This window comes from Pantoea sp. App145 (assembly GCF_047947045.1).
GTDB lineage: Bacteria > Pseudomonadota > Gammaproteobacteria > Enterobacterales > Enterobacteriaceae > Pantoea.
Genome location: NZ_CP133293.1, coordinates 200,309 through 221,110, shown reverse-complemented (window position 1 = coordinate 221,110; position 20,802 = coordinate 200,309). Strand labels below are relative to the sequence as shown.

Sequence of the window (20,802 nt, the reverse complement as noted above, 5' to 3'; positions counted from 1 at the left end):
AATGTTATGACTGTGATTAATAATCTCGGCGATCTGATCGATCGCCAACTGAATTTAAACCGACCCGCCATTATCGATCTGCGTGACGTGCATCAACCTCGTCATTACAGTCATGCTGAAGTTGATGCGCTTGCGGGTGGCGTTGCTCACTTTTTGCAGCAAAAGGGCTATGCGCGCGGTAGTACGATTGCTATTGCCGCGTTGAACCGGGCGGAATACCTGATCGCCTATTTCGGCATTATGCGGGCGGGTTATGTCGCGGTGCCGTTAAACACCAAGCTGCCGCTGGAAACTCTGCAGTACCTGATCCGTGATGCTGATATAAAACTGGCCTTTGTCGATGACATCAGGGCGGCGCAGCTGGCGTCATTCCTGCCGATCGTCTGTTTTGATGAGCCTGGCGAGGCTGGCTTTGCTGCGCAGATTAAACCGGCCGTTTTTGTTTCTGTGAACGCAGAAGAGGATGAAGTGGCGATGATCCTTTACACATCAGGCTCAACCGGAAGACCTAAAGGTGTGCCGCTTACGCACAGTGGTCACCGCTGGGCATTGGCCGTCACACGATCGGCGGGCATTGAAACGGATGGCGGTCAGGATCGCTACTTAGTGGCCCAACCGTTGTTTCACATGAATGGCTTGTTTCTGAGCAAACGGGTGTTCTCCGCCAACGGACTGTTGGTGATATTGCCGTCATTCAGCATAGAGAGCTATCTTGCCGCGCTGGCTGACTATCAGATTAATATTGTCACGGCGGTGCCGACTATGTTTGCCCGTTTACTGCGCGATGCACAACAGCTACAGCGCTATGATTTCAGTGCGTTACGCAAAGTGATGCTCGGTTCTGCCCCGATGACTTTAGGATTGTTGAACCGCATTAAAGCGGCATTTCCCGGTGTTATCATTACGCATGGCTATGGCACCACGGAAGCGGGACCGGCTATTTTTGGCCCGCATCCGGATGGACTGGCAACGCCGTCGCTTTCATTGGGTTATCCGCTTTCGCTGTCGGCGGTTGAGTTAGTTGGAGCAGAAGCACCGGATAAGGGTGTGCTGCGCATGCGCAATCCTGCGGTTACGCCTGGCTATCACCGTTTGCCAGATAAGACCGCCAAGGTGCTCAGCGATGGATGGTATGACAGTGGCGATGTGATGCGCAGAGACGAGAATGGATTTTACTTTTTCGTTGGACGCGCCGATGACATGTTTGTCACCTCAGGTGAGAATATCTATCCGGTTGAGGTCGAAAAAACCCTGGAAGCGCATCCTCAGGTGCGTCAGGCGTGCGTGGTGCCGTTACCTGATGAAGAGCGGAGCCAGGTACCCGTCGCGTTTGTAGTGCTCCAACCCGGGAGTGCGCTAAGCGCTGAAGCGTTAAAAGCGTGGGCCTTGTCGCAAGCACCGGCCTATCAACATCCACGACGCATTGCATTCATTCACGAATTACCCTGGGCAGGCACCAATAAAGTGGACCGCAACCAGCTGATTGCTCGCGCACGCACTCTGGAAGAACAACAAAGCTGGCAGCAACCGGCGGGTGAGGTAAGCACAGATGTCTGATTTTAAAGGCAAGATAGCCTTAATAACGGGTGCAAGCGGCGGAATCGGTGCGGCGATAGCGCGGCTGCTGGCTGAGCGGGGGGCGGTTGTGGTGCTGCATTATAATAACAATGCAGTTGCAGCGAGAGATTTACAGACAGAGATCGTTGCTGCTGGAGGAGATGCGCTGATTGTACAAGCTGACCTGGCCGCAACAAACGGAGTTGAAGATCTGACTGGGAAACTGGATGCGCAGTTGCAGACTCGGTATCGCAGTAACCATTATGATATTCTGATTAACAATGCGGGTAAAGGCGGAAGGAAGCCACTTGAGGTACTGACGCCTGCGCACTTTGCCAGCCTGTTGCAGACCAATCTGACGTCACCACTGTTTCTTATCCAGCAGGCATTAACACGCCTACGCGATGGCGGCAGGGTCATTAACATTTCATCGATTGCAACCCGTTCATCCTGGCCTGAAATGATCGGTTATGCGCCGACCAAAGCAGGGCTGGAAGCCATTACGCTGGCGCTGGCTCCGCAATTAGGTGAGCGTGGAATTACCATTAATTCGGTTTTGCCGGGCGCCACCGCCACCAATATGAATGCCGTTAGCAGCGACCCGGTCGTTGCTGCTTCCGTTGCACGTACCATCGCGCTGGGTAGGGTCGGCCAACCCAACGATATCGCACAGGTCGTGGGGTTTCTGGTAAGTGATGCTGGAGGTTGGATTACCGGCCAGCAGATTGATGCCAGCGGAGGACAGCGTTTGTGATCACGTGAGGGGGCGGACTGAATGTCACTTTCTGAGCGTCTGAGATCATCCAGTTGCGGACGGTCTCAACGGAAACCGGAATGCCGTGTCGTTCAAGCAGCTTCTCGGTGGCCAGCGTTGGCCCGAAATCCGCGTAGTGTTGCCGGATCAGTTGCAGAGCGGCACAGCGTAAATCTTCGGGAATGCGGTTGTTGCCGGGACGTCCGCGGCGGGCAGACACAATCGACGCCGCACCGTGTTCACGGTAACGCCGCAAAACGCGCTGCACCTGACGTACCGTAAGTTCGAGAAGGCGTGCGGCTTCGCGCTGCAGCAGAGTGTGGTCGTGAACGCGCTGAATGATGCCAAGCCGGTAAAGATCTTTATCTGTCATGGTCACCAACATAAAGTCTGCATCCTGAGCTGAGCCTGAGGAAATTTAAGACTAGTTCAGGGACGAAATCTGTAAATTGTTCCGTACGACATTAGCGCTTTGGAGTAACAATAAAAGTTCACAAAATGAGGATTATGTTAAATACATACTCATCAAAAATACACAAACCAGTTATTTACATCACCTACCACCACCTATGCTTCAGACATTCACTCATCGTCTCAGTTATCTGGCCTTCATCTACAAAAGCCGCTCACCTCACCAGTAAAGCGGCATTATACTAAGACTGATACTCTTCATATTCCCAAAGTCTGAAAAGACTTAATTGAAGCGCAGTTTTGAACAATAAACTGGCTCGGTTATTTCATGGCTATCCTATGCTGTCGCCGCCAGTTTGAAAAAACATTAACCACCTCCCTGGTATGAGTATCCACCTTATGCATGCATCCTTTCAGTCAAAAGAAAATACAGGAGTCGACAGTCTCGACCATCAGCCCTTAGCAGGATTCAATTCGGAGTGATCAATGGCAACATCTTCAACACCATATTTAGCCAGAATCTTTTGATAGGTACCGTCTTTGATCAACGAGTTCACGGCTTCTACCCAGTATTTAGCATCCCCTGATTGTTTGCTAATCGGAATGCCAGCGTAAACCGTATCGAATACAGGTCCAACCCGTTTTAAATCATTCTGACTTTGTAGCAACCAGCCATTTTCCCCGGTGTAGCCCAAGGTTGCATCAGCACGTCCAGAGCGCAGCGCCAGCCATGTTGCCCCACGATCTGGGAACTGACTCACTTTAATGGCCGCTTTACCTTGTGATTCACATTGCTGTGAATGCTGTTCGAAGGTTTTAGTCGAAGGGTGGCTGGCCAGCAAAGCAATAGTCTTACCGCAGAGATCATTGAGAGTGACATTGTCACGAAAATCTGAGTTCTTTAATACAATAAGTTGATAACCTGCACGCACTGTAGAGGCGATATCCACAACCTGTTGTCGTTCTGGTGTGGCGTCCAAACCGGCGGCAAGAGCAAATTTACCAGACTGAATAGCCGGAATGACTGCAGCAAAATCACCGCTCGTGACGCTAATCTTTGCTCCCAGCCGCTGTGCGGCCGCGTTCGCAATATCATAAAAATACCCCGTGGGCTGGCCATTATCGTTCTTGAAAGACAGTGGCTCCCAGTCATATTGAATGGCTGCAACCAGGGTTTTTCCCTCATAAGGCGAGTCTTTGATGGCCGTAGCATGTGCCAGTGAGGCAGCCAGCATAGATGAGAGCACGGCAATAGATATAGCTCGAAGTTTCATATTTTATCCCAAGTGAAATACCTGCCAGTTACAGCGGCGTGGTGTGAAAACGACCTAATGTGCGAGCGGCCAGATACCCCTCTCGCGTTGCTTCGGTTAAGCCACGCGGTGCGCGGGCATCGCCGACTATTTGCACGGCAAATCCCGCCTGTTTTGCTTGATCATACAACTGGTTATTGACACTCGGAATCAGTGAGGTGACGATTAACTCAGGCTGAGTGAATAATTCAACCAACTGATTATTGAGGATGTTTTGAAGCATTAAACACCTCTGGTTGAGTATCAGTCTGTGGTCGGCAATAAACTGCACACCCAAGTCTGCAAGTCGTGATAACGCTGGTAAGCGTACGGTGCCATTCAGTCCTTGCCCGGCAAAACTTAGCGATGTAATGAATTGCACCTGATGACCTTGGCTGGCCAGAAGTTCTGCCACACTGAGTGCGGCACGTCCGCCCCAATCGTCAAACACCAAAACCTTGCTGGCCGAAGTGGGCGGCATCTCCAGCGCTTGATTCACGGTAAGAATGGGGGCAGAAAGACTTTCACGCCATTCAACGGCTTCCGTTTCGCGACTGCCACTGGCGATAATGACCTGATCGGGAGCAATGTCGAGCAAGGTCTGTAGGGTGACAGTATGCCCCAAATGCAAACTGACCTTCGAGACAGCCAGTTCCCGTTCAAACCAGTTAATGATGCCGCGCAGATCCTGTCGATGTGGCACTTTTTCGATGAGCGTCAACTGCCCTCCCAACTGTGTCAGTTGGTCGAACAACGTCACCTGATGCCCAAGTAACGCGGCATTGCGCGCGGCTTCCAGGCCCGCTGGCCCTGCACCAACAACCAATACTTTCAGTACGCTGTTGCTCTCGCGCTCTGACCATGCTGCTGCTTCCGCTTCACGGCCAGCGACCGGGTTGAATGCACAGTGAATGGGTTTACCATCCGCGACACGCTGCCAGCAACCCGATTGGATACCTACGCAGGGACGTGTGCGATCAGCCTCTCCTCGCTGGGCTTTTAAAGGTAGGTCTGGATCGGCAACCAGTTCACGTGCCATTGTGACGGCGTCACACACGCCACTGCTGATGAGTTTTTCAGCCAGTGTCGCATCAAGCACTCGGCCGGCAAGCCAGATGGGTAAATGTGGTAACTGGCGCTTTAAGGTTGCCGCTGACTCCTGCCATAACGCCGGTGGAAAACTGGCATCCGGCAGATTGGTTGAAACCCCCCACCCACTGGAGAAGTTGCCGCCACTTACCGATAAGTAATCGAGCAGACCACTACGGCCTAAAGTAACGATTTGCTCGGTCAAGGGTGTCAGGTTTTCTTTCTGAGGCTGAAGCTCCAGATTGACTCGCGCACCCACTACCAGACTGTCGCCAATCCGCTCACGAATACGCAACAATATTGCCAGTGCAAACCGCGTGCGTTTCTCTGCACTACCGCCCCAATCGTCATTGCGGAGATTGGTTTCTGGCGAGAGAAATTGCTGCACCAGATTGCCGTGGCCAAAGTGCAATTCAATACCATCAACCCCCGTCTCAGCGACTGCGGCTGCTGCATCGGCAAAATCATTGATGACCTGCTCGATCTCATCCTCGCTCATCGCTCGAGGCACGCGAACAATGCCACCATACTCACGTTGTGGAACCGACGAAGCAGAGAAAAGGATCTCTTCGCTACGATTAGGGCCTAGAAATGCCTGGCGCCCAGGATGATTCAGCTGCACAAAACTTAATGCCCCATGCGCATGGATACGCTCGGCAAGCTGATGGTATTTCCCGGTTCGCGCTTCATTCTGAACGAAAAAGTCACCACATCCTGGGGAAACGGCATTGGCTTGGGTGATCACCACGGCTGCGCCGCCTTCTGCCCGGCGGGCTTCATAAGCCAGCAGATCTTCGTTGTGAGTGCCTGGCCCAAGCGACGTACCATGCCCGGAATTGATAATGCGATTGCGTAGCCTGCGTTTTCCGACCTGTAACGGTGTAAACAGGTGCTTATGTTCATTGCTCATGAAAAATTACTCTGAGGAAAGTGATTGTATTTGTTGTAAAAAGCTTCTGGTACGTGGCTGAATCGGATTATCAATGACTTGTTGTGGTGTCCCGTATTCGACTATGTGCCCCTTATCGAGGAATGCAACGTGACTGGCGACACGACGCGCAAACTGCATTTCATGCGTCGCAACAACCATGGTAATACCACTGGCCGCCAGGTCGGTCATTACCGCCAATACTTCGTTGACTAACTCTGGGTCAAGGGCTGACGTAGGTTCATCAAACAGGATCAATTGCGGGTCACGCGCCAGCGCTCGCGCAATAGCCACACGTTGCTGCTGGCCGCCTGAAAGTGATAGCGGCCAGGCATCGGCTTTATGTTCCAATCCCACACGTGCCAGCAATGTCCTGGCTTTATCCTCCGCCACTGCGGACTGTCCCTGTATACCGGGTGCTAATGTAATATTCTGTAGAACAGTTAAATGAGGGAACAGGTTGAACTGCTGAAATACGAAACCGATTCGGTTACGTTGCTGGCGTGTCACGCGTTCTGTCGCATGAAACAATTTTCCATTGCGATTCACCACGCCAAGCGCTTCGTTGTGAAAAAAGATCATTCCGCTATCAGGGCGTTCCAGCGTGGCGAGTAAACGCAGCAATGTGCTTTTTCCCGACCCTGAAGGTCCTATTAAACACAGTACCTCGCCTTCAGCGATATCTAAATCGACATGTTCCAGCACCACATTATCGGCATAACGTTTTTGTAAATGACGCGCACGCATAACCGGTACGGCTGTTGCATTATCACCAGCATGAATACTCTCTGACATAAGTTATCCTTTTATATTTTAACTCCGATGATAACCGCGACCGTAATAACGCTCACTCCAAGATTGCAATAATGACAATAACGAAGTGACAGCGACATACCAGAATGTGGCAACCAATAGCAATGGGATGATTTTATAGTTTCGATTATAAATGAGCTGCGCTGAATACAACAATTCGGTGACAGCAACGACACTGATAATCGACGTTCCTTTGAGGTTGTCTATGAGGAAGTTACCCAGCGCAGGAATAATGGTACGCAGTGACTGTGGCAGAGTTATTTTTCTGAATATCTCACCCGGTGATAGCCCCAACATACTGGCCGCTTCTTTTTGCCCTAACGGTACAGCTAATAGGCCACCACGAATAAATTCAGCGGAATAAGCCATACCGTGTAATGTCAAACCGAGGATTGAGGCACCTAGTGCGCTAATTAAATCGTTGGTAGGCACGGTGATATAAGGGGTAAGGCCGGGAAAGCCCAGAGTCAGTTTGGGCACTAAATAGCCGATGTTAAACCAAAACAGTAACTGTACCAGTAGTGGTGTGGCGCGGAAAAGCCAGATATAGGCCCAGGCGAGCGCGGAAAGTAAAGGATTAACCGATAACCTCATCAGGGCAATAACTACGCCAAAAATGACGCTTAATAACGTCACCAACGCTGTCAACCACAGTGTGGTCCAGAGTCCCAGCATAATCTGTTTATCAAACAAATAATGCGCCACCAACGGCCAGTCAAAAGCTTGATTTTCAGCAGCTTGCCATATCAGGTAAAGTAATACTCCGCCAGCAAAGAGCGCAGAAAGATCACGTCGCCAACGCCAGGCAGAATGAATGCCGTCTCGTTGTTCAACCTCCAGTATTGCGGAAATAGCAAAAGTTTCACTTCCTTTCGACGGTGGATGTTTTTCATTTAAACTGGCTTCAGCACGCCAGCGTGAATTTATCTCACTCATAACTTCCCCTGGAAAATAATAAATTATTTGTTCATAAATGATGCGGGGGCACCAATGCGAATTTTAATTATCTATTGCTGGATTTATCATGTTGTCCCCGCAAACGGGTCAAGTTGCTGGATTAATGACAACCTTTTTCAATCCCACATTCTGAACACCGTATTTTTTAAGAATGGCTTGATAACTACCATCTGCAATCAGGGCATTGATGGCTGCAGCCCAGGCTTTAGCGTTTCCGCTCTCTTTATTCACGGAGAAACCGGACTCTCCGCTATTGAAAACCGGTCCGGTAACGCGCCAGTCTGGGTCTTTTTTGGTGATCCAGCCGGCTTCACCGGTGTAGACCGGTGTTAACTCAGCCTGGCCACTTTTAACCGCTAACCACGCAGCAGAGCGAGACGGAAAAATAGCGACGCGTAAGGCGGGCTTACCCTGTTTCTCACACTGTGCCGCTTGTTCGTTCAGGGCATCCAGCGTCGATTGTCCTGCCAATGCTGCAACTGAATGGCCGCACAAAGCATCCATCTGCTTACCCAGGTGCACCGTACTTTTAGTCTGGGTAATGAAGGAATAACCCGCATCGATCAGTGGGATGATATCGACCACCTGTTGTCGGGCGACAGTGGCATCCGTTCCCAACGCCAGGTCGAAGCGCTGGCTTTGCAGACCAGGAATGAAGGTGTCGAAGGTACCGTTGGCAATCGACAGGTTAGCGCCCAACTTTTTCGCTGCCGCTGCAACCAATTCATAGAAATAGCCACTGTTTTCGCCCTTATCATCAACAAAAACTAATGGCTCGTAGTCATTCTGCATAATTCCGTGCAGTTGTTTACCCTGTAAAGGCGTATTCAGGGTGCTTTCTGCGAACGCATGGGTGCTCAGACAGGCGAATAGGCTCGCTATCATTATTTTTTTCATCTTTTATTCCTGGTGTAATTAACGTGAATAAACCGCCTGAGGATCAGCGAATTGACGCTCAGGTGAAAACGCTGGCCACGCAGTGTCCAGATTGATCTCGTTATTGATGGCCTGAGCGAGCAGTTCTCCCAGCGCTGGGGCCAGTTTGAAACCATGACCTGATAAACCCAGCCCCAGCCATAAATGCGAATGCGGTTGGTGACGACCTAATAACGGGGCCTGGTCAAAGGTGTAAGCCTCTGGCCAGGTCCCACCGCCAATAATGGTTCGATGGGCACCATTGACGGCTTCTGCCAGATGGCGATCGAGGCGTTGATACAGCACTGGGGTAAGACTCGCTGTGGCGTCAGTAGCGACCAGCTGCGGATCATGTTGTTCGTCCAGTTCAGCATCGCCGACGAAGAACTTGAAATGTTTACCGTCAGGTAAGGGTTGCGTATTCCACATGGGACGTCCGGCGGTGACGCGCATCGTGGCGGGAAACAAATGACTGTCAAAACCATCAGACTTACCGATGTGAAAGCTCATTCCTAAACGACGCGAGGCAATAGGTAATTGAGGTAACAGGTTTTTTCCCCACGCACCGGTAGAGATGATAACCTCGTCAAATTCTTGCTTTTCTCCGTTGAGCGTTAATGCTACACCTTGCTCTGTCGGGATAATGGCGGTGATTTTCGCGTCTTCCTGTATCACGGCACCCAGTGACTGAGCTTGTTGGGCAGAAGCCAGCAGCAGCTCATGGGTAAGCAAAATGCCACCTGCGGGATCAAATAATCCTATTTCATCTTTATCAACATTGAGACGAGGGAAACGCTGGTTAATCTCTTGCCGGCTTAAACGTTCATGAGGCAGCGCCTGTTGCTGAGCGGAGTGCTCGACGGCAAGAAACCACGGGCTATCAGGTGTTCCCAGGGTCAGGAATCCGCCAGCATAAAAAAGCTTTTGCTGTTGTTCCTCTTCTAACTGTTGCCAAAGTGCCTGGGAGCGTTGTAATAACGGGGTGTACAACCCGCCCTCACCGTAAATGAGGCGATGTTGTCGCGTTCGTCCCCCTGAGGCACCGAAATTATTGCCCACTCTAAACTGTTCAAAACCATGAACCTCGATGCCTTTGCGCGCCAGCGCCAGTAAGGTGGCGCAGCCTACGGCACCTAACCCCACGACGGCGACTTTTAATTTACTCATCTATTCATTCCCTAATATCGGTGTAGCAGTCTTAAATACTTTTATAATGATTTTAATTATGCTCAATATAATCACTATCACGATATTTATTAAATGGTGTTAGAGGCAGGTTACAATACACAGGGAAATTGCTAATTACTAATACTTATTGGGTTATTCTATTTATGTTGTAAGCTTTATAAATAAAGTAATTTGCAGCTAAAATAATTTATGCAATTAGACATAAGGAAACATAGATTATCATTAATTTTATTTCATGATAATTGATGTAATCATTCCATGAGGGTATTTTTCTCAATGCGATCCCATGGGCAACCATCGGTTGGCGGCCCCCCTGAGGTAGACTCGGGATTTTTTACTGCAAACTACTATCGGCATGTTGCGAAAATTCTGGAAGCTGCACGTTGTGATCTCACCTTCATACCGCCCTTATTTACTCACTTATTAAGCTTTTGAAAAATTGAGCTGAATATCACGCAACAGTTCTATAGCCAGCTGTTGGTGTTGAGACATTTTAAAAAATGTCATTTTATAATTCTTCAACGTAATCATGATGATGCGCCTTGGCATGCTATTTGAATGACATTCTACTTCTATTAAAACAGGAGTCAGTATGAGTCAAATAGACAAAGCATGGGGAGCGGGACCGTCAGAGAGTTATGAACGTCTTGCTGAGCGCTTCAGGCCCCTCTTTGCCCGCATTCGTGAGGGGGTCATTAATCGTGAACTAAAGAGAGAATTACCCATTGAACAATTAGACTGGCTCAAAGAAGCGGGATTTACTGCGTTACGTATCCCCAAAAAATATGGAGGTAGCGCGGTTTCCCTTCCGGAACTGTTTAATTTGCTGATTGAATTAGGCGAAGCAGATTCTAATTTAGTTCAGGCATTGCGCGGCCATTTTGGCTTTATCGAAAGTCTTATTAACAGCGACAACCTTGAACGTCAGGCGCACTGGCTTCCGCTACTCGGGCGCGGTGACATTGTAGGGCTGGCCTGGAGTGAAACAGGAGATGCACTCCAGCTAACCTTCAGCACCCAGTTAGTCGAATCGGAAGGGCAATGGACGCTGAATGGAAAAAAATTCTACACCACCGGATCGCTCTACGCAGATTGGATTGATATCGGCCTGCAGGACGACGAAGGAAATCTGCAAGGGCTTATTGTCTCGCGCCATGCGCAAGGTGTCACTGTTCTGGATGACTGGAATGGTTTCGGCCAGACCCTGACCGCAAGCGGCACCGCCATTTTTGAGCAGGTTGTGGTCTCCGTTACGGACGTTTATCAGGAACCCAACTTCCGCTATGCAACCGGTTTTTACCAGTTGGTTCATCTGGCCACGCTCGCGGGCATTGGCCGAGCGCAAAGTGATGAAGTGGCACTGCATGTGGCACAACGTACTCGCACCTATAGCAACGGTAATGCACCGCGTGCGTCGCAGGATGTACAAATTCTGCAAGTAGTCGGCAAAGTGCGCAGTGCCGCTTATAGCAGTTCCGCTATCGTGCTGAAAAGTGCTGAAGCCTTGCAACGCGCGTTTGAAGTCAGTCATGAGGAAGAAGAGCAGAAGGCACAGGTTAATGCTATCGCTGAACTTGAAGTTTCGCAGGCACTCAATGTGGTGACGGATCTGCTTCTCACCAGTTCAACGCTGCTATTTGATGCACTAGGCGCATCCGCCACTTTAAAACCACATGCGCTGGACCGCTTCTGGCGCAACGTGCGCACCCTTTCCTCTCACAACCCGCGCATCTACAAAGATCGCATTGTTGGTGATTTCGCGGTGAATGGCACCCTGCCGCCCTATCAATGGCGGATTGGGGTGGCTGTTGAAAACACAGGAGAGAAAGCATGAGCCAACAATTTCACCTGGCGGGATTTATGATGGCCTCTGCCGTGACGCACAGTCACGCGATGTGGCGCCACCCACGCGGCAACACGGATTTTCTCAGCGTTCGCTATTATCAGGATGTGGCACGTGCCGCAGAGCGTGGTTTCTTCGATTTCGTGTTTTTTGCTGATGTTCTGGCGGTGCCCGGCCGTTATAGCAACGACATTCGGCAGGCCGTTGAGCATGGTGTGCAGTCGGTAGCTACGCTGGATCCTTCATATGTGGTGATGGCGATGGCCGCCGTTACACGCCATCTTGGCCTCGGCGTGACGCGGTCTACCACTTATTACAACCCGTATGACATCGCACGAGCCTTTGCCACACTTGACCATCTCACAGAGGGTCGCATCGCCTGGAATGTCGTGACGTCTAACGCCGATGCCGAAGCACAGAACTTCGGTTTCCCGCACCATCTGGAACATGCACAACGTTACAACCGTGCCGATGAATTCCTCGAAGCCACCTGTAAATTGTGGGGTAGTTGGGATCCCGATGCGCTGATTATTGATAAACAGGGGCGTTTTGCTGACCCCGATAAAGTGCATGTGGTTAACCATCACGGCGAATGGTTCAACACACGCGGGCCGCTGACGGTACCCGCATCACCGCAACGCCGACCCGCCATTATGCAGGCGGGATCATCAGCACTCGGGAAGGATTTTGCCGCGCGCTGGGCGGAAATTATCTTCGAAATTGATCCCACGTCGGATGGTCGCAAAGCCTATTATCGCGATGTTAAGGCTCGCACGGCGGCACGTGGCCGTGATCCCAATAGTGTCAAAATCTTCCCTTCTTTTATTACGTTTGTCGGGGAAACGGAAAGTATTGCGCGGGAAAAGCAGCGTTTCCATAACCAACTGGCGGATCCGATTGCGGGATTGATTACCTTGTCGGCGCACGTCGATCACGACTTCTCCGGCTACGCATTGGATGAGTCGCTACAGAACGTTGATGTTGGCGGCAATACCGGGTTGTTTGAAGTGGCACGTCGTATCACCGCCAGAGACAACCTAACGTTGCGTGATCTCGGAAAACTCTATGCGCAAGGCGTACTACTGCCGCAATTGGTGGGTACACCACAGCAAATTGCCGATCAGCTGGAAGCCAGCTTCGACAATGGCGAAGCCGATGGTTTCATCATCTCAGCCGCCTATTTGCCGGGCAGCTTCGACGAATTCAGCGACTTTGTCGTACCAGAACTCCAGCGTTGCGGACGGGTACGCCAGCGTTATGAAAGTACTCGTTTACGCGACCACCTTGGTTTACCCGAAGTCTCTTTACGCGAGTTTCTGCGTTAATTTTGCCGCTTCAATCAGGAAAATATGATGTTTAAACACGTGCGATCTACCTTGTTCAACTTAAATAATCCACGCGCTATTGATACGCACCTTGATCGCCTCGATACACATGGCATCAGTCGCCGCGAATTTATCACTTTAGCCACCGCAGGCGCCGCTGCCGCTGCCACGGCCAGTTTGTGGAGTAGCCCAGCAGTTGCCGTCGTTGCACCATCGGGCAAACTCGCCTATCTGGCGTGGACCAGTCGGGTAGAGTTTATGGCGCAGGCCAGCCACGCCACTCAGGCGGCTTCGCAGCTTTTTGGCCTTGGCTACAGCTACCTTGACGGGCAAATCGACAGCCAGCGTCAGCTGAACCAGGCGGAACAACAATTTGCCGATGGTGCCAACGCATTGATTTTGCATGCGCCGGATGGTAGCGCGGTGCGGCGCATCGCGCAGCTAGCACAGCAGAACAAAGCTTACTTTGCCAATGTCTGGGCGACGTTACCGTGGTTTACGCCGTTCGATGCCAGTGAATACTACACACTCTATGCGGTACCTGAAGAGTTCAGCGCCCATCGCAGCGTGACGGAAGTGCTGCTCAAAGCGGTCACTGAGAAGTTTGGCGGCGGCGATATTATTGGCGTCACTGGCGTGCCTGGCTTCTCCACTGACTCGGTGCGCAGTCGTGGACGCGATGCTGCTTTTGCTGCTTTCCCGAAAACCAAACTGGTCGACCAACTGCCAGGGCTATTTAACCGCGAAGATTCATTAAAAGCCACGCAGGATCTGCTGTCACGCCATAAGAATGTGGTGGGTGTGGTGGCACAAAATGATGATGTTGCTCAGGGCGTGATCGCTGCCTTGCGGGCCAACGGCCTGAAACCAGGTGAAGATGTGTTGGTGGTTGGCGCAGATGGTACCACTGAAGGCGCCCGTGCTATTAAAAACGGTCAACAGCTGGCAACCAGCGCCAACTGCCCGGCGTTTCAGGCAGGATTTTTCACTGCGCGTCTCTATGATGTGCTTAATGGCTGGCAGCCACGCGCTTCGGAACGCATGCTTAATTGGCACTCAGTCACAATGACTCGCGATAACGTCGATGTGTATCTACAACGCTATGTCGATAACGGTGACGTTCCACCTTTCGATTACAAATTAATGTCGAAAGTCGCACACCCTAATGAATGGGACCCGCAAGGCGAAATCACGCCTCTGGATATAGATGTTGAGTGGGCTGGACTGCCTAAACCCGCCAACTGGCAATATCCCCAAGCCTACCTTGATGCCAAAAACAACGGCGAATGGCAACGCGTGATTGAGGAGTATCGCGCTCACTACAAGATCCCCTTCTTTGGTCCCTCGCCCTTCAAGGCCAAAGTATGAGTAGCTTGTTGTGTATTCAGGGGGTGAAAAAGCGTTACGGTGATAATGCGGTGCTGCACGGTTTATCTCTGGAGGTGGCGCAACACAATGTGGTGAGTCTGGTGGGTGAAAACGGAGCGGGTAAAACCACGCTGTTCGATATTCTCTCTGGACTCACACCCGCTGACGGCGGCGAAATGTCATTGCGTGGCGTCCGTTATGCCCCCCGTTCGTTACAACAAGCACAAGACGCAGGCATCTCAAGAGTATTTCAGGAGCAGGCTCTGGTCAGCGGATTATCCGTGTATGAAAACCTGTTGCTGGGTCGCGATCGCCACTTTTATCGTGCTGGCTTTTTACAGCGCCGCGCCATGGTGCTAAAAGCCCAGCAGTTGGCGGATGAGGCGGTATTGCAATTAGATGTGCGTCAACCGGTTGATCGGCTCTCCTTCTCTCAGCGCCAGACCATCGAGATTGCACGCGCTTGTCTGGCTCCGGGCTTGCTTGATGATATTGCTCACCCGCTGATCCTGCTGGATGAACCTACCGCAACACTCGACCTGGCCGATGAAAAGTGGTTTCTGGATTTAGTGGGAAAACTGCGCCAGCGTGCCAGCTTCCTGTTGGTATCCCATCGATTACAGGAGGTGATCAAACTCTCCGATGTTATTTACGTGCTTAAAGATGGAGTGCGGGTTGCATGTACCGAGTCGCAGGTCACCAGCCCAACACAGTTGCAACAGTGGATGGTGGGGCGCGAGCGCGCAGCCGATCACTACTATCAACATCTGCAACATCCGGTCGATGATCAGCCACTGGCTTTTACGGTACAAAACCTCGCGAGAGCAGCAAGTTACCACAACATCAATTTGCAGATACGTCAGGGGGAAATTGTTGGCTTAGGTGGCTTGCTAAATAGCGGCAAGGAAGCGTTGGCCAAAAGCGTTGCTGGAGTGCTGTTGCCGGAAAGCGGAGAAGTCTCGCTTGCAGGAGCGCCAAGCCAGAAACCGCGCATTAGCAAGCTAGTGCGACAAGGCGTGGGCTACATTCCGGCCGAGCGGTTGGAAGAAGGTATGATTGCACCCTTTAGCGTCAGTTGGAATCTTTCACTGTCCAGTGGAGCAGATCGTTTTAGCCATCGTTATGGCTATTGGTATCGGCGGCTAGAGAGCCAGGTAGCAACAGATTTTATTGAACGCTTACGTATCCGTAATGCAACACCGAACAAGCTCTGCGCACAGCTTTCCGGTGGCAATCAACAAAAAGTGGTGCTGGCGCGTTGGCTTTTTCGCCAGCCGCGCGTGTTAATCCTCGATAATCCCACACGTGGTGTTGATGCAGGTGCCAAAGAGGAAATTTATCGCGAGCTACGGCAACTGAGTGCGCAAGGCGTTGCGATTTTGCTGCTGAGTGATGAACTGCTGGAGTTGATTGGTTTGTCACACCGTATAGTCATCCTTCAACACGGGCAACAGGTCGGTGAAATATCGGCACCTGCCAATCACAAACCCGATGAACAAACGCTGGTTGCCATGATGCTCAACGTCCCCGTTTCCCACTCTGACCGGAACCTACTATGACACAGCAGACCGTATCACCGTTACTCAACACGCGTGCCCTTCCTTTCGCCTGGAAACAGGCGCTGCCGCTGTTGGTGGTTATCGCGCTGGTGATTTTTTTTAGCCTAAACACCGATGCGTTTGCCACTGTGCGCAACTTCAGCGCGATTGCCGGTCAGGCCAGTGCGTTGCTGATTGCCTGTATTGGCCTGACATTTGTGATTTTGATGGGTTGTATAGACCTTTCAGTGGGTGCGATGGTGCTGCTGGTTGCAGCGGCTACCGTGACCCTGATGAACAGTATGGGGCTGATGTACTCCGCGCTACCGCTAGCGCTGTTGATTGGTGGCGTACTAGGCGTACTGAATGGCGTGGTTTACACCTTTGGTCGCGTGCCCTCATTTGTAGTCACACTGGGGTCATTATCGATCTTCAGTGGTCTGGCTTTGACATTGCTTCAAGGCCGTGCGGTGGCGTATCAAGCGCTGGAATTTGAGTCTATCGCCATTGGTCAGTTGATTCCGCATGTGCCCAACATTGCACTGTGGGCACTACTGGCGTGGTTGCTCAGCGTATTTGTTGCTCATCGTACTCGCTTTGGTCGCTACAGCTATTTGATTGGCGGCGGCGAACGCGTGGCGCATACCGCAGGCATTCCGGTGAGGCGCTATAAGATTTATGCCTTCTGCGCCTCGGGTGTATTCGCCGGTCTGGCAGGGATCCTCTCAGTAGCACGTCTCGGTGCTGCCGGGCCATCATTGGGTAGCGATTTGCTGCTCAATAGTCTGGCCGCGATTGTGGTTGGTGGAACCTCATTAGCGGGTGGTAACGGCGGACCGCAGCGTACCCTGGTTGGTGTACTGATTATCGCACTGATGGATAACGGTCTGAATTTACTGAGTGTGACGGAGTTTATGCAGATGGTCATTAAGGGCGCGGTGGTAATCGCAGCTGTTCTCACCGGACGTCAGCCAGCCCAGAATGTAGTGAAATAGAGAGGAAATTACCGATGGCAAAACGACTGATTATTAACGCCTTCTCGATGGCAGCGGTATCACATATTTATCACGGTTTTTGGCGCAATCCGGCCACGCAGGCGACACGTTTTTATGAGCTTGATGTATGGGTTGAGCTGGCGAAACGACTGGAATCGGCACACTTCGATGCGCTGTTTCTCGCCGATGTGCTCGGCGTCGACGCCATCTATAAAGGCTCGGCCGACACCTACATAGAACAAGCGGTGCAGATCCCAATTCACGATGCTTCCACCATCGCGACCGCGTTGGTCGCGGTCACACACCAACTTGGACTGGTCTTTACCAGCTCAATTTTGCAAGACCATCCATTTAACTTCGCGCGTCGCGTCTCGACGCTCGACCATCTCAGTAAAGGTCGCGTCGGCTGGAATATTGTCACCAGCGTCAGCGACAATGCCTCGCAAAACTTTGGCTTGCCTGGCATTACCGCTCACGATGAGCGCTATCGCTGGGCTGAAGAGTACATGGAGGTGGTCTATAAACTGTGGGAAGGATCCTGGGACGATGAGGCGTTACTTAACGATGCACGCAACAATCGCTATGCCGATCCAACGCATATTCATCGTATCCAGCATCAGGGAGATCGTTATCGCGTCGCTGGACCGCATCTGGCGCTGCCTTCACCGCAGCGTACTCCGGTGCTTTATCAGGCGGGATCGTCCAGGGCGGGGCGCGCTTTTGCCAGTCGCCACGCCGAAGGTACCTTTATTGTTTGCCGTAATCCGGAAGGTGCGCGCGTGCTCACCAGCAACATGCGGGAACAGCTACGCCAAAGTGGACGCGATGCGCACGACCTGAAATTTATGCAAGGCTTGTCGTTTGTGGTCGGCAGTACGGAAGAGGAAGCCAAGCGTAAAGCGCGCGCATTAGATGAATATCTCAGTGTCGATGGTCTGCTGGCACACATCAGCCGTGACCTGGGTGTCGATCTTGGCGTAATGTCACCGGATCAGCCCTTGTCTGAAGTCAAAATCGATGGGGTGCAGGGAATTATTGAGTATTTCAGTGATGCCTTCGACCGTACTCCCACCATTGCTGATCTCGCCAGCGCTTACGCCCTTAACACGCGCATTGTCGGTACGCCTGAACAGATTGCAGATGAGTTGGCTCGCTGGCAGGCCGCCGGTGTTGACGGCATCAACCTGATGTATGAAACCACGCCAGGCTCGTTTATTGAGTTTATCGATCATGTTCTGCCGGTTTTACAACAGCGCGGTCTGGCGCAACGCGAATATAGCGACGGCACGCTCCGTGAAAAGATGTTTGGCATAGCTCCCACCTTGCCTGAGCATCATCCGGCGCGAAAATGGCGGCACGCCTTTTACTAACATAAACGGTCAGACAGCGAGCTGGCCGCCCTTCGTATCCCATTCTTCAACTATAACTAGCGATTTTAGTTGGTTGGGCCATTCATACAGATTGGTTATAACACTGTTGCCTGCTGAACATTAGTGCATTTGAGCTGAATGCCAGACTAGCGACTGCTGTTGAGTATCAAACACTGAAAAATGAGAGATATTATGGCCACGCTGGTGAAACGTGCTGAACAACTTGCTGATTTTTTTAAAATTGATGCGGTTGAGCGCGATCAACAAGGCGGCACGCCGAAACTGCAGCGCGATGCAATTCGTGCCAGTGGTTTGTTAGCCATGTTGATTCCGCAACATTTTGGTGGGCTGGGCTGTAGCTGGCGCGAGATTATGGCAACCACGCAACTGTTTGCCCGCGTCGATAGTTCGCTGGCTCATGTGTTTGGCTTCCATCATTTGCAACTGGCCACCGTGCGGATGTTTGCCCGCACTGATCAGTGGCAACCTTGGTTTGATCAAACCGCCTCGCGTAACTGGTTTTGGGGCAATGCGTTAAATGTGCTGGATGCGCGCATGACGGTGCAGCAGCAGCCCGGCTGGTATGAATTCTCCGGGCAGAAAAGTTTCAGTTCGGGTGCTGCAGATTCTGAAATTCTGCTCGCGTCAGGATTTGAGACTCAGCGGGACAACCGTTTCGTGATGGCGATGGTTCCGAGCGGGCGCACAGGGATCACCATTCACAATGATTGGGACAATATCGGCCAACGTCAGACCGACAGTGGCAATGTCACTTTTGAACGCGTGCGTGTTGAACCCGCTGAAATGTTACTGGAGCCTGGACCCAATAGCTCGGCTTTTGCCAGCCTGCGTCCTCTCATTTCACAACTGCACTTCGCCTCGATGTTTCTCGGCATAGCCGAAGGTGCTTTCAATGAAGCACGTGATTACACGCGTCGCGAGAAACGCCCCTGGCTGCGTTCGGATGTGCGCGTGGCTACGGAAGACCATTACGTTTTGCACCATTACGGCGAGTTTTGGGTCGGTCTGGAAAGTGTACGGTTGCTCGTCGATCGTGCAGCGCAGCAGCTCGATATAGCATGGCGCAAAGAGTTACAGCTGGATGCCGCAGAGCGTGCGCAACTTGCGCTAGCTGTTGGCACCGCTAAAGTGGCGGCCACACAGCACGGATTAGATATTTGTAATCGTCTGTTTGATGTCACTGGCGCACGAGCCACGCATGCGTCACTGCGTTTCGATCGTCATTGGCGCAACATGCGCACGCAAACGTTGCACGATCCACTGGATTATCGCATTCAGGAATTGGGGCAATGGGCGTTAAACGATCGGATCCCTGAACCTTCGTATTACTCATAAGGAGCAGCCATGAATCTGCTGACGCTTCCCGCTGTAGCGCCTGTGCCAATGCGAAAAAGAGCTAGCGCGCAGGTATTTGAAGACCCGCTCTCGCTGGAATTACTGGCGCACATCCAACGTATTGCGCCGAGTGAAGCCAGCATTTTAATTAACGGCGCTACCGGCACCGGTAAAGAGCTGGTGGCGCGACATGTTCACAATCTTAGTCATCGCCGTAACGGCCCTTTTATTGCGGTGAACTGCGGCGCATTTGCCGAGACATTGGTTGAAGCAGAGTTGTTTGGTCATGAGAAAGGGGCTTTCACGGGCGCACTTGCGGCGCGAGCGGGATGGTTTGAAGAGGCGAATGGTGGCACGCTGTTTCTTGATGAAATCGGCGATCTGCCATTGGCGATTCAGGTGAAGATTTTACGCGTGCTACAGGAACGCGAAGTGGTGCGTTTAGGTTCACGAAAATCGATTCCGATTAATGTGCGAGTATTAGCCGCCACCAATATTCAACTTGAACAGGCGATTATTCAGGGACGGTTTCGCGAAGACCTTTTTTATCGCCTGAATGTTGTGAGTTTACAACTGCTGCCATTACGGAAAAGACCTGGTGATATTATTCCGTTGGCGCATCATTTTATCGAAGAGTACAGCAGCAGACTGGGCTATCAATCAGCTACATTAAGTGATGATGCTATCCATAAACTCTCCAAATACAGCTGGCCGGGTAATATCCGGGAGTTGGAAAATGTTATCCATCATGCCTTACTGATTAGTAATGGCAATGAAATTCAGGCGTGGCATATCACTTTAAATAATACCAGGTTGGTACCAGATGATAACAGTAATGTGTCAGAAATCACCAGCGAAACACTGTTGTTGCAGGCGTTAGAAAGTTTGTTTGAAGAGCGAGTGGATAATATCCATCAACTCGTAGAAGACCTGCTGATTAAAATGGCGTATCAACATTGTGGATACAATCAGGTGCATACGGCTAGCCTGCTGGGTTTGACGCGTAATGTAACACGGTCACACCTCATCCGTATTGGGGAGTTAATTGTTAACCATCGTACTCCGCGTTAAGTACGATATTTTATAATAACATTGAAACTGCC

At 51.4% G+C, this 20,802-nt stretch carries 17 protein-coding genes; 10 read left to right on the top strand and 7 right to left on the bottom strand.

The annotated features are described in order from the left end of the window. Positions 1–6 precede the first annotated feature (6 nt). Both RCF31_RS25895 and RCF31_RS25890 read left to right on the top strand, forming a co-directional pair. Positions 7–1,557: a class I adenylate-forming enzyme family protein gene (locus tag RCF31_RS25895; RefSeq protein WP_416414196.1), complete on the top strand. Its 1,551-nt coding sequence runs from the start codon at positions 7–9 to the stop codon at positions 1,555–1,557. Then, positions 1,550–2,311: an SDR family NAD(P)-dependent oxidoreductase gene (locus RCF31_RS25890; protein WP_416414195.1), complete on the top strand. Its 762-nt coding sequence runs from the start codon at positions 1,550–1,552 to the stop codon at positions 2,309–2,311. The genes RCF31_RS25895 and RCF31_RS25890 overlap by 8 nt, the downstream gene beginning before the upstream one ends. Here RCF31_RS25890 and RCF31_RS25885 read toward each other — a convergent pair. The 7 genes from RCF31_RS25885 to RCF31_RS25855 all read right to left on the bottom strand — a co-directional run bounded on the left by RCF31_RS25885 (position 2,268) and on the right by RCF31_RS25855 (position 9,883). Beyond that, positions 2,268–2,696, bottom strand: coding sequence for a helix-turn-helix domain-containing protein (locus RCF31_RS25885; protein ID WP_416414194.1), 429 nt, complete (start codon positions 2,694–2,696; stop codon positions 2,268–2,270). The two genes, RCF31_RS25890 and RCF31_RS25885, sit on opposite strands and share 44 nt — an antisense overlap. 478 nt (positions 2,697–3,174) lie before the next feature. After that, complete coding sequence (locus RCF31_RS25880; protein ID WP_416414193.1) at positions 3,175–3,996, bottom strand: transporter substrate-binding domain-containing protein; 822 nt, start codon at positions 3,994–3,996, stop codon at positions 3,175–3,177. A 28-nt stretch (positions 3,997–4,024) separates the two neighbouring features. Further along, a complete protein-coding gene (locus RCF31_RS25875; protein ID WP_416414192.1) occupies positions 4,025–6,013 on the bottom strand; it encodes an FAD-dependent oxidoreductase in 1,989 nt (662 codons plus the stop codon). 6 nt (positions 6,014–6,019) lie between these two features. Then, entirely contained in the window at positions 6,020–6,826 is an 807-nt protein-coding gene (locus RCF31_RS25870; protein WP_416414191.1) for an amino acid ABC transporter ATP-binding protein, read from the bottom strand. A gap of 18 nt (positions 6,827–6,844) precedes the next feature. Continuing rightward, entirely contained in the window at positions 6,845–7,780 is a 936-nt protein-coding gene (locus tag RCF31_RS25865; protein ID WP_416414190.1) for an amino acid ABC transporter permease, read from the bottom strand. A 108-nt stretch (positions 7,781–7,888) separates the two neighbouring features. Continuing rightward, the gene (locus RCF31_RS25860; RefSeq protein WP_416414189.1) at positions 7,889–8,698 is read right to left on the bottom strand and encodes a transporter substrate-binding domain-containing protein; all 810 of its coding nucleotides are present in this window, start codon (positions 8,696–8,698) and stop codon (positions 7,889–7,891) included. Positions 8,699–8,716: 18 nt separating this feature from the next. Then, on the bottom strand, positions 8,717–9,883 hold the full coding sequence (locus RCF31_RS25855) for an FAD-dependent oxidoreductase (protein ID WP_416414188.1): 1,167 nt from the start codon (positions 9,881–9,883) through the stop codon (positions 8,717–8,719). A 613-nt stretch (positions 9,884–10,496) separates the two neighbouring features. Here RCF31_RS25855 and RCF31_RS25850 point away from each other — a divergent pair. The 8 genes from RCF31_RS25850 to RCF31_RS25815 all read left to right on the top strand — a co-directional run bounded on the left by RCF31_RS25850 (position 10,497) and on the right by RCF31_RS25815 (position 20,770). After that, positions 10,497–11,738, top strand: a complete 1,242-nt coding sequence (locus RCF31_RS25850) for an acyl-CoA dehydrogenase family protein (protein WP_416414187.1) — start codon at positions 10,497–10,499, stop codon at positions 11,736–11,738. Then, positions 11,735–13,072, top strand: coding sequence for an LLM class flavin-dependent oxidoreductase (locus RCF31_RS25845; RefSeq protein WP_416414186.1), 1,338 nt, complete (start codon positions 11,735–11,737; stop codon positions 13,070–13,072). The genes RCF31_RS25850 and RCF31_RS25845 overlap by 4 nt, the downstream gene beginning before the upstream one ends. A gap of 24 nt (positions 13,073–13,096) precedes the next feature. After that, positions 13,097–14,440: a sugar ABC transporter substrate-binding protein gene (locus RCF31_RS25840; protein WP_416414185.1), complete on the top strand. Its 1,344-nt coding sequence runs from the start codon at positions 13,097–13,099 to the stop codon at positions 14,438–14,440. After that, positions 14,437–15,999 (top strand): sugar ABC transporter ATP-binding protein, encoded by a 1,563-nt coding sequence (locus RCF31_RS25835; protein WP_416414184.1) that lies wholly within the window; start codon positions 14,437–14,439, stop codon positions 15,997–15,999. The genes RCF31_RS25840 and RCF31_RS25835 overlap by 4 nt, the downstream gene beginning before the upstream one ends. Further along, a complete protein-coding gene (locus RCF31_RS25830; RefSeq protein ID WP_416414183.1) occupies positions 15,996–16,973 on the top strand; it encodes an ABC transporter permease in 978 nt (325 codons plus the stop codon). The genes RCF31_RS25835 and RCF31_RS25830 overlap by 4 nt, the downstream gene beginning before the upstream one ends. A gap of 14 nt (positions 16,974–16,987) precedes the next feature. After that, a complete protein-coding gene (locus RCF31_RS25825) occupies positions 16,988–18,343 on the top strand; it encodes an LLM class flavin-dependent oxidoreductase (RefSeq protein ID WP_416414182.1) in 1,356 nt (451 codons plus the stop codon). A 192-nt stretch (positions 18,344–18,535) separates the two neighbouring features. Then, a complete protein-coding gene (locus RCF31_RS25820) occupies positions 18,536–19,699 on the top strand; it encodes an acyl-CoA dehydrogenase family protein (protein WP_416414181.1) in 1,164 nt (387 codons plus the stop codon). A gap of 9 nt (positions 19,700–19,708) precedes the next feature. After that, positions 19,709–20,770 (top strand): sigma-54 interaction domain-containing protein, encoded by a 1,062-nt coding sequence (locus tag RCF31_RS25815; protein WP_416414180.1) that lies wholly within the window; start codon positions 19,709–19,711, stop codon positions 20,768–20,770. The last annotated feature ends 32 nt before the right edge of the window (positions 20,771–20,802 follow it).

Bases quoted from the DNA above. Each gene is read 5' to 3' on its own strand.
- RCF31_RS25895 (WP_416414196.1), top strand. From the start codon at position 7: ATGACTGTGATTAATAATCTCGGCGATCTGATCGATCGCCAACTGAAT.
- RCF31_RS25890 (WP_416414195.1), top strand. From the start codon at position 1,550: ATGTCTGATTTTAAAGGCAAGATAGCCTTAATAACGGGTGCAAGCGGC.
- RCF31_RS25885 (WP_416414194.1), bottom strand. From the start codon at position 2,696: ATGTTGGTGACCATGACAGATAAAGATCTTTACCGGCTTGGCATCATT.
- RCF31_RS25880 (WP_416414193.1), bottom strand. From the start codon at position 3,996: ATGAAACTTCGAGCTATATCTATTGCCGTGCTCTCATCTATGCTGGCT.
- RCF31_RS25875 (WP_416414192.1), bottom strand. From the start codon at position 6,013: ATGAGCAATGAACATAAGCACCTGTTTACACCGTTACAGGTCGGAAAA.
- RCF31_RS25870 (WP_416414191.1), bottom strand. From the start codon at position 6,826: ATGTCAGAGAGTATTCATGCTGGTGATAATGCAACAGCCGTACCGGTT.
- RCF31_RS25865 (WP_416414190.1), bottom strand. From the start codon at position 7,780: ATGAGTGAGATAAATTCACGCTGGCGTGCTGAAGCCAGTTTAAATGAA.
- RCF31_RS25860 (WP_416414189.1), bottom strand. From the start codon at position 8,698: ATGAAAAAAATAATGATAGCGAGCCTATTCGCCTGTCTGAGCACCCAT.
- RCF31_RS25855 (WP_416414188.1), bottom strand. From the start codon at position 9,883: ATGAGTAAATTAAAAGTCGCCGTCGTGGGGTTAGGTGCCGTAGGCTGC.
- RCF31_RS25850 (WP_416414187.1), top strand. From the start codon at position 10,497: ATGAGTCAAATAGACAAAGCATGGGGAGCGGGACCGTCAGAGAGTTAT.
- RCF31_RS25845 (WP_416414186.1), top strand. From the start codon at position 11,735: ATGAGCCAACAATTTCACCTGGCGGGATTTATGATGGCCTCTGCCGTG.
- RCF31_RS25840 (WP_416414185.1), top strand. From the start codon at position 13,097: ATGATGTTTAAACACGTGCGATCTACCTTGTTCAACTTAAATAATCCA.
- RCF31_RS25835 (WP_416414184.1), top strand. From the start codon at position 14,437: ATGAGTAGCTTGTTGTGTATTCAGGGGGTGAAAAAGCGTTACGGTGAT.
- RCF31_RS25830 (WP_416414183.1), top strand. From the start codon at position 15,996: ATGACACAGCAGACCGTATCACCGTTACTCAACACGCGTGCCCTTCCT.
- RCF31_RS25825 (WP_416414182.1), top strand. From the start codon at position 16,988: ATGGCAAAACGACTGATTATTAACGCCTTCTCGATGGCAGCGGTATCA.
- RCF31_RS25820 (WP_416414181.1), top strand. From the start codon at position 18,536: ATGGCCACGCTGGTGAAACGTGCTGAACAACTTGCTGATTTTTTTAAA.
- RCF31_RS25815 (WP_416414180.1), top strand. From the start codon at position 19,709: ATGAATCTGCTGACGCTTCCCGCTGTAGCGCCTGTGCCAATGCGAAAA.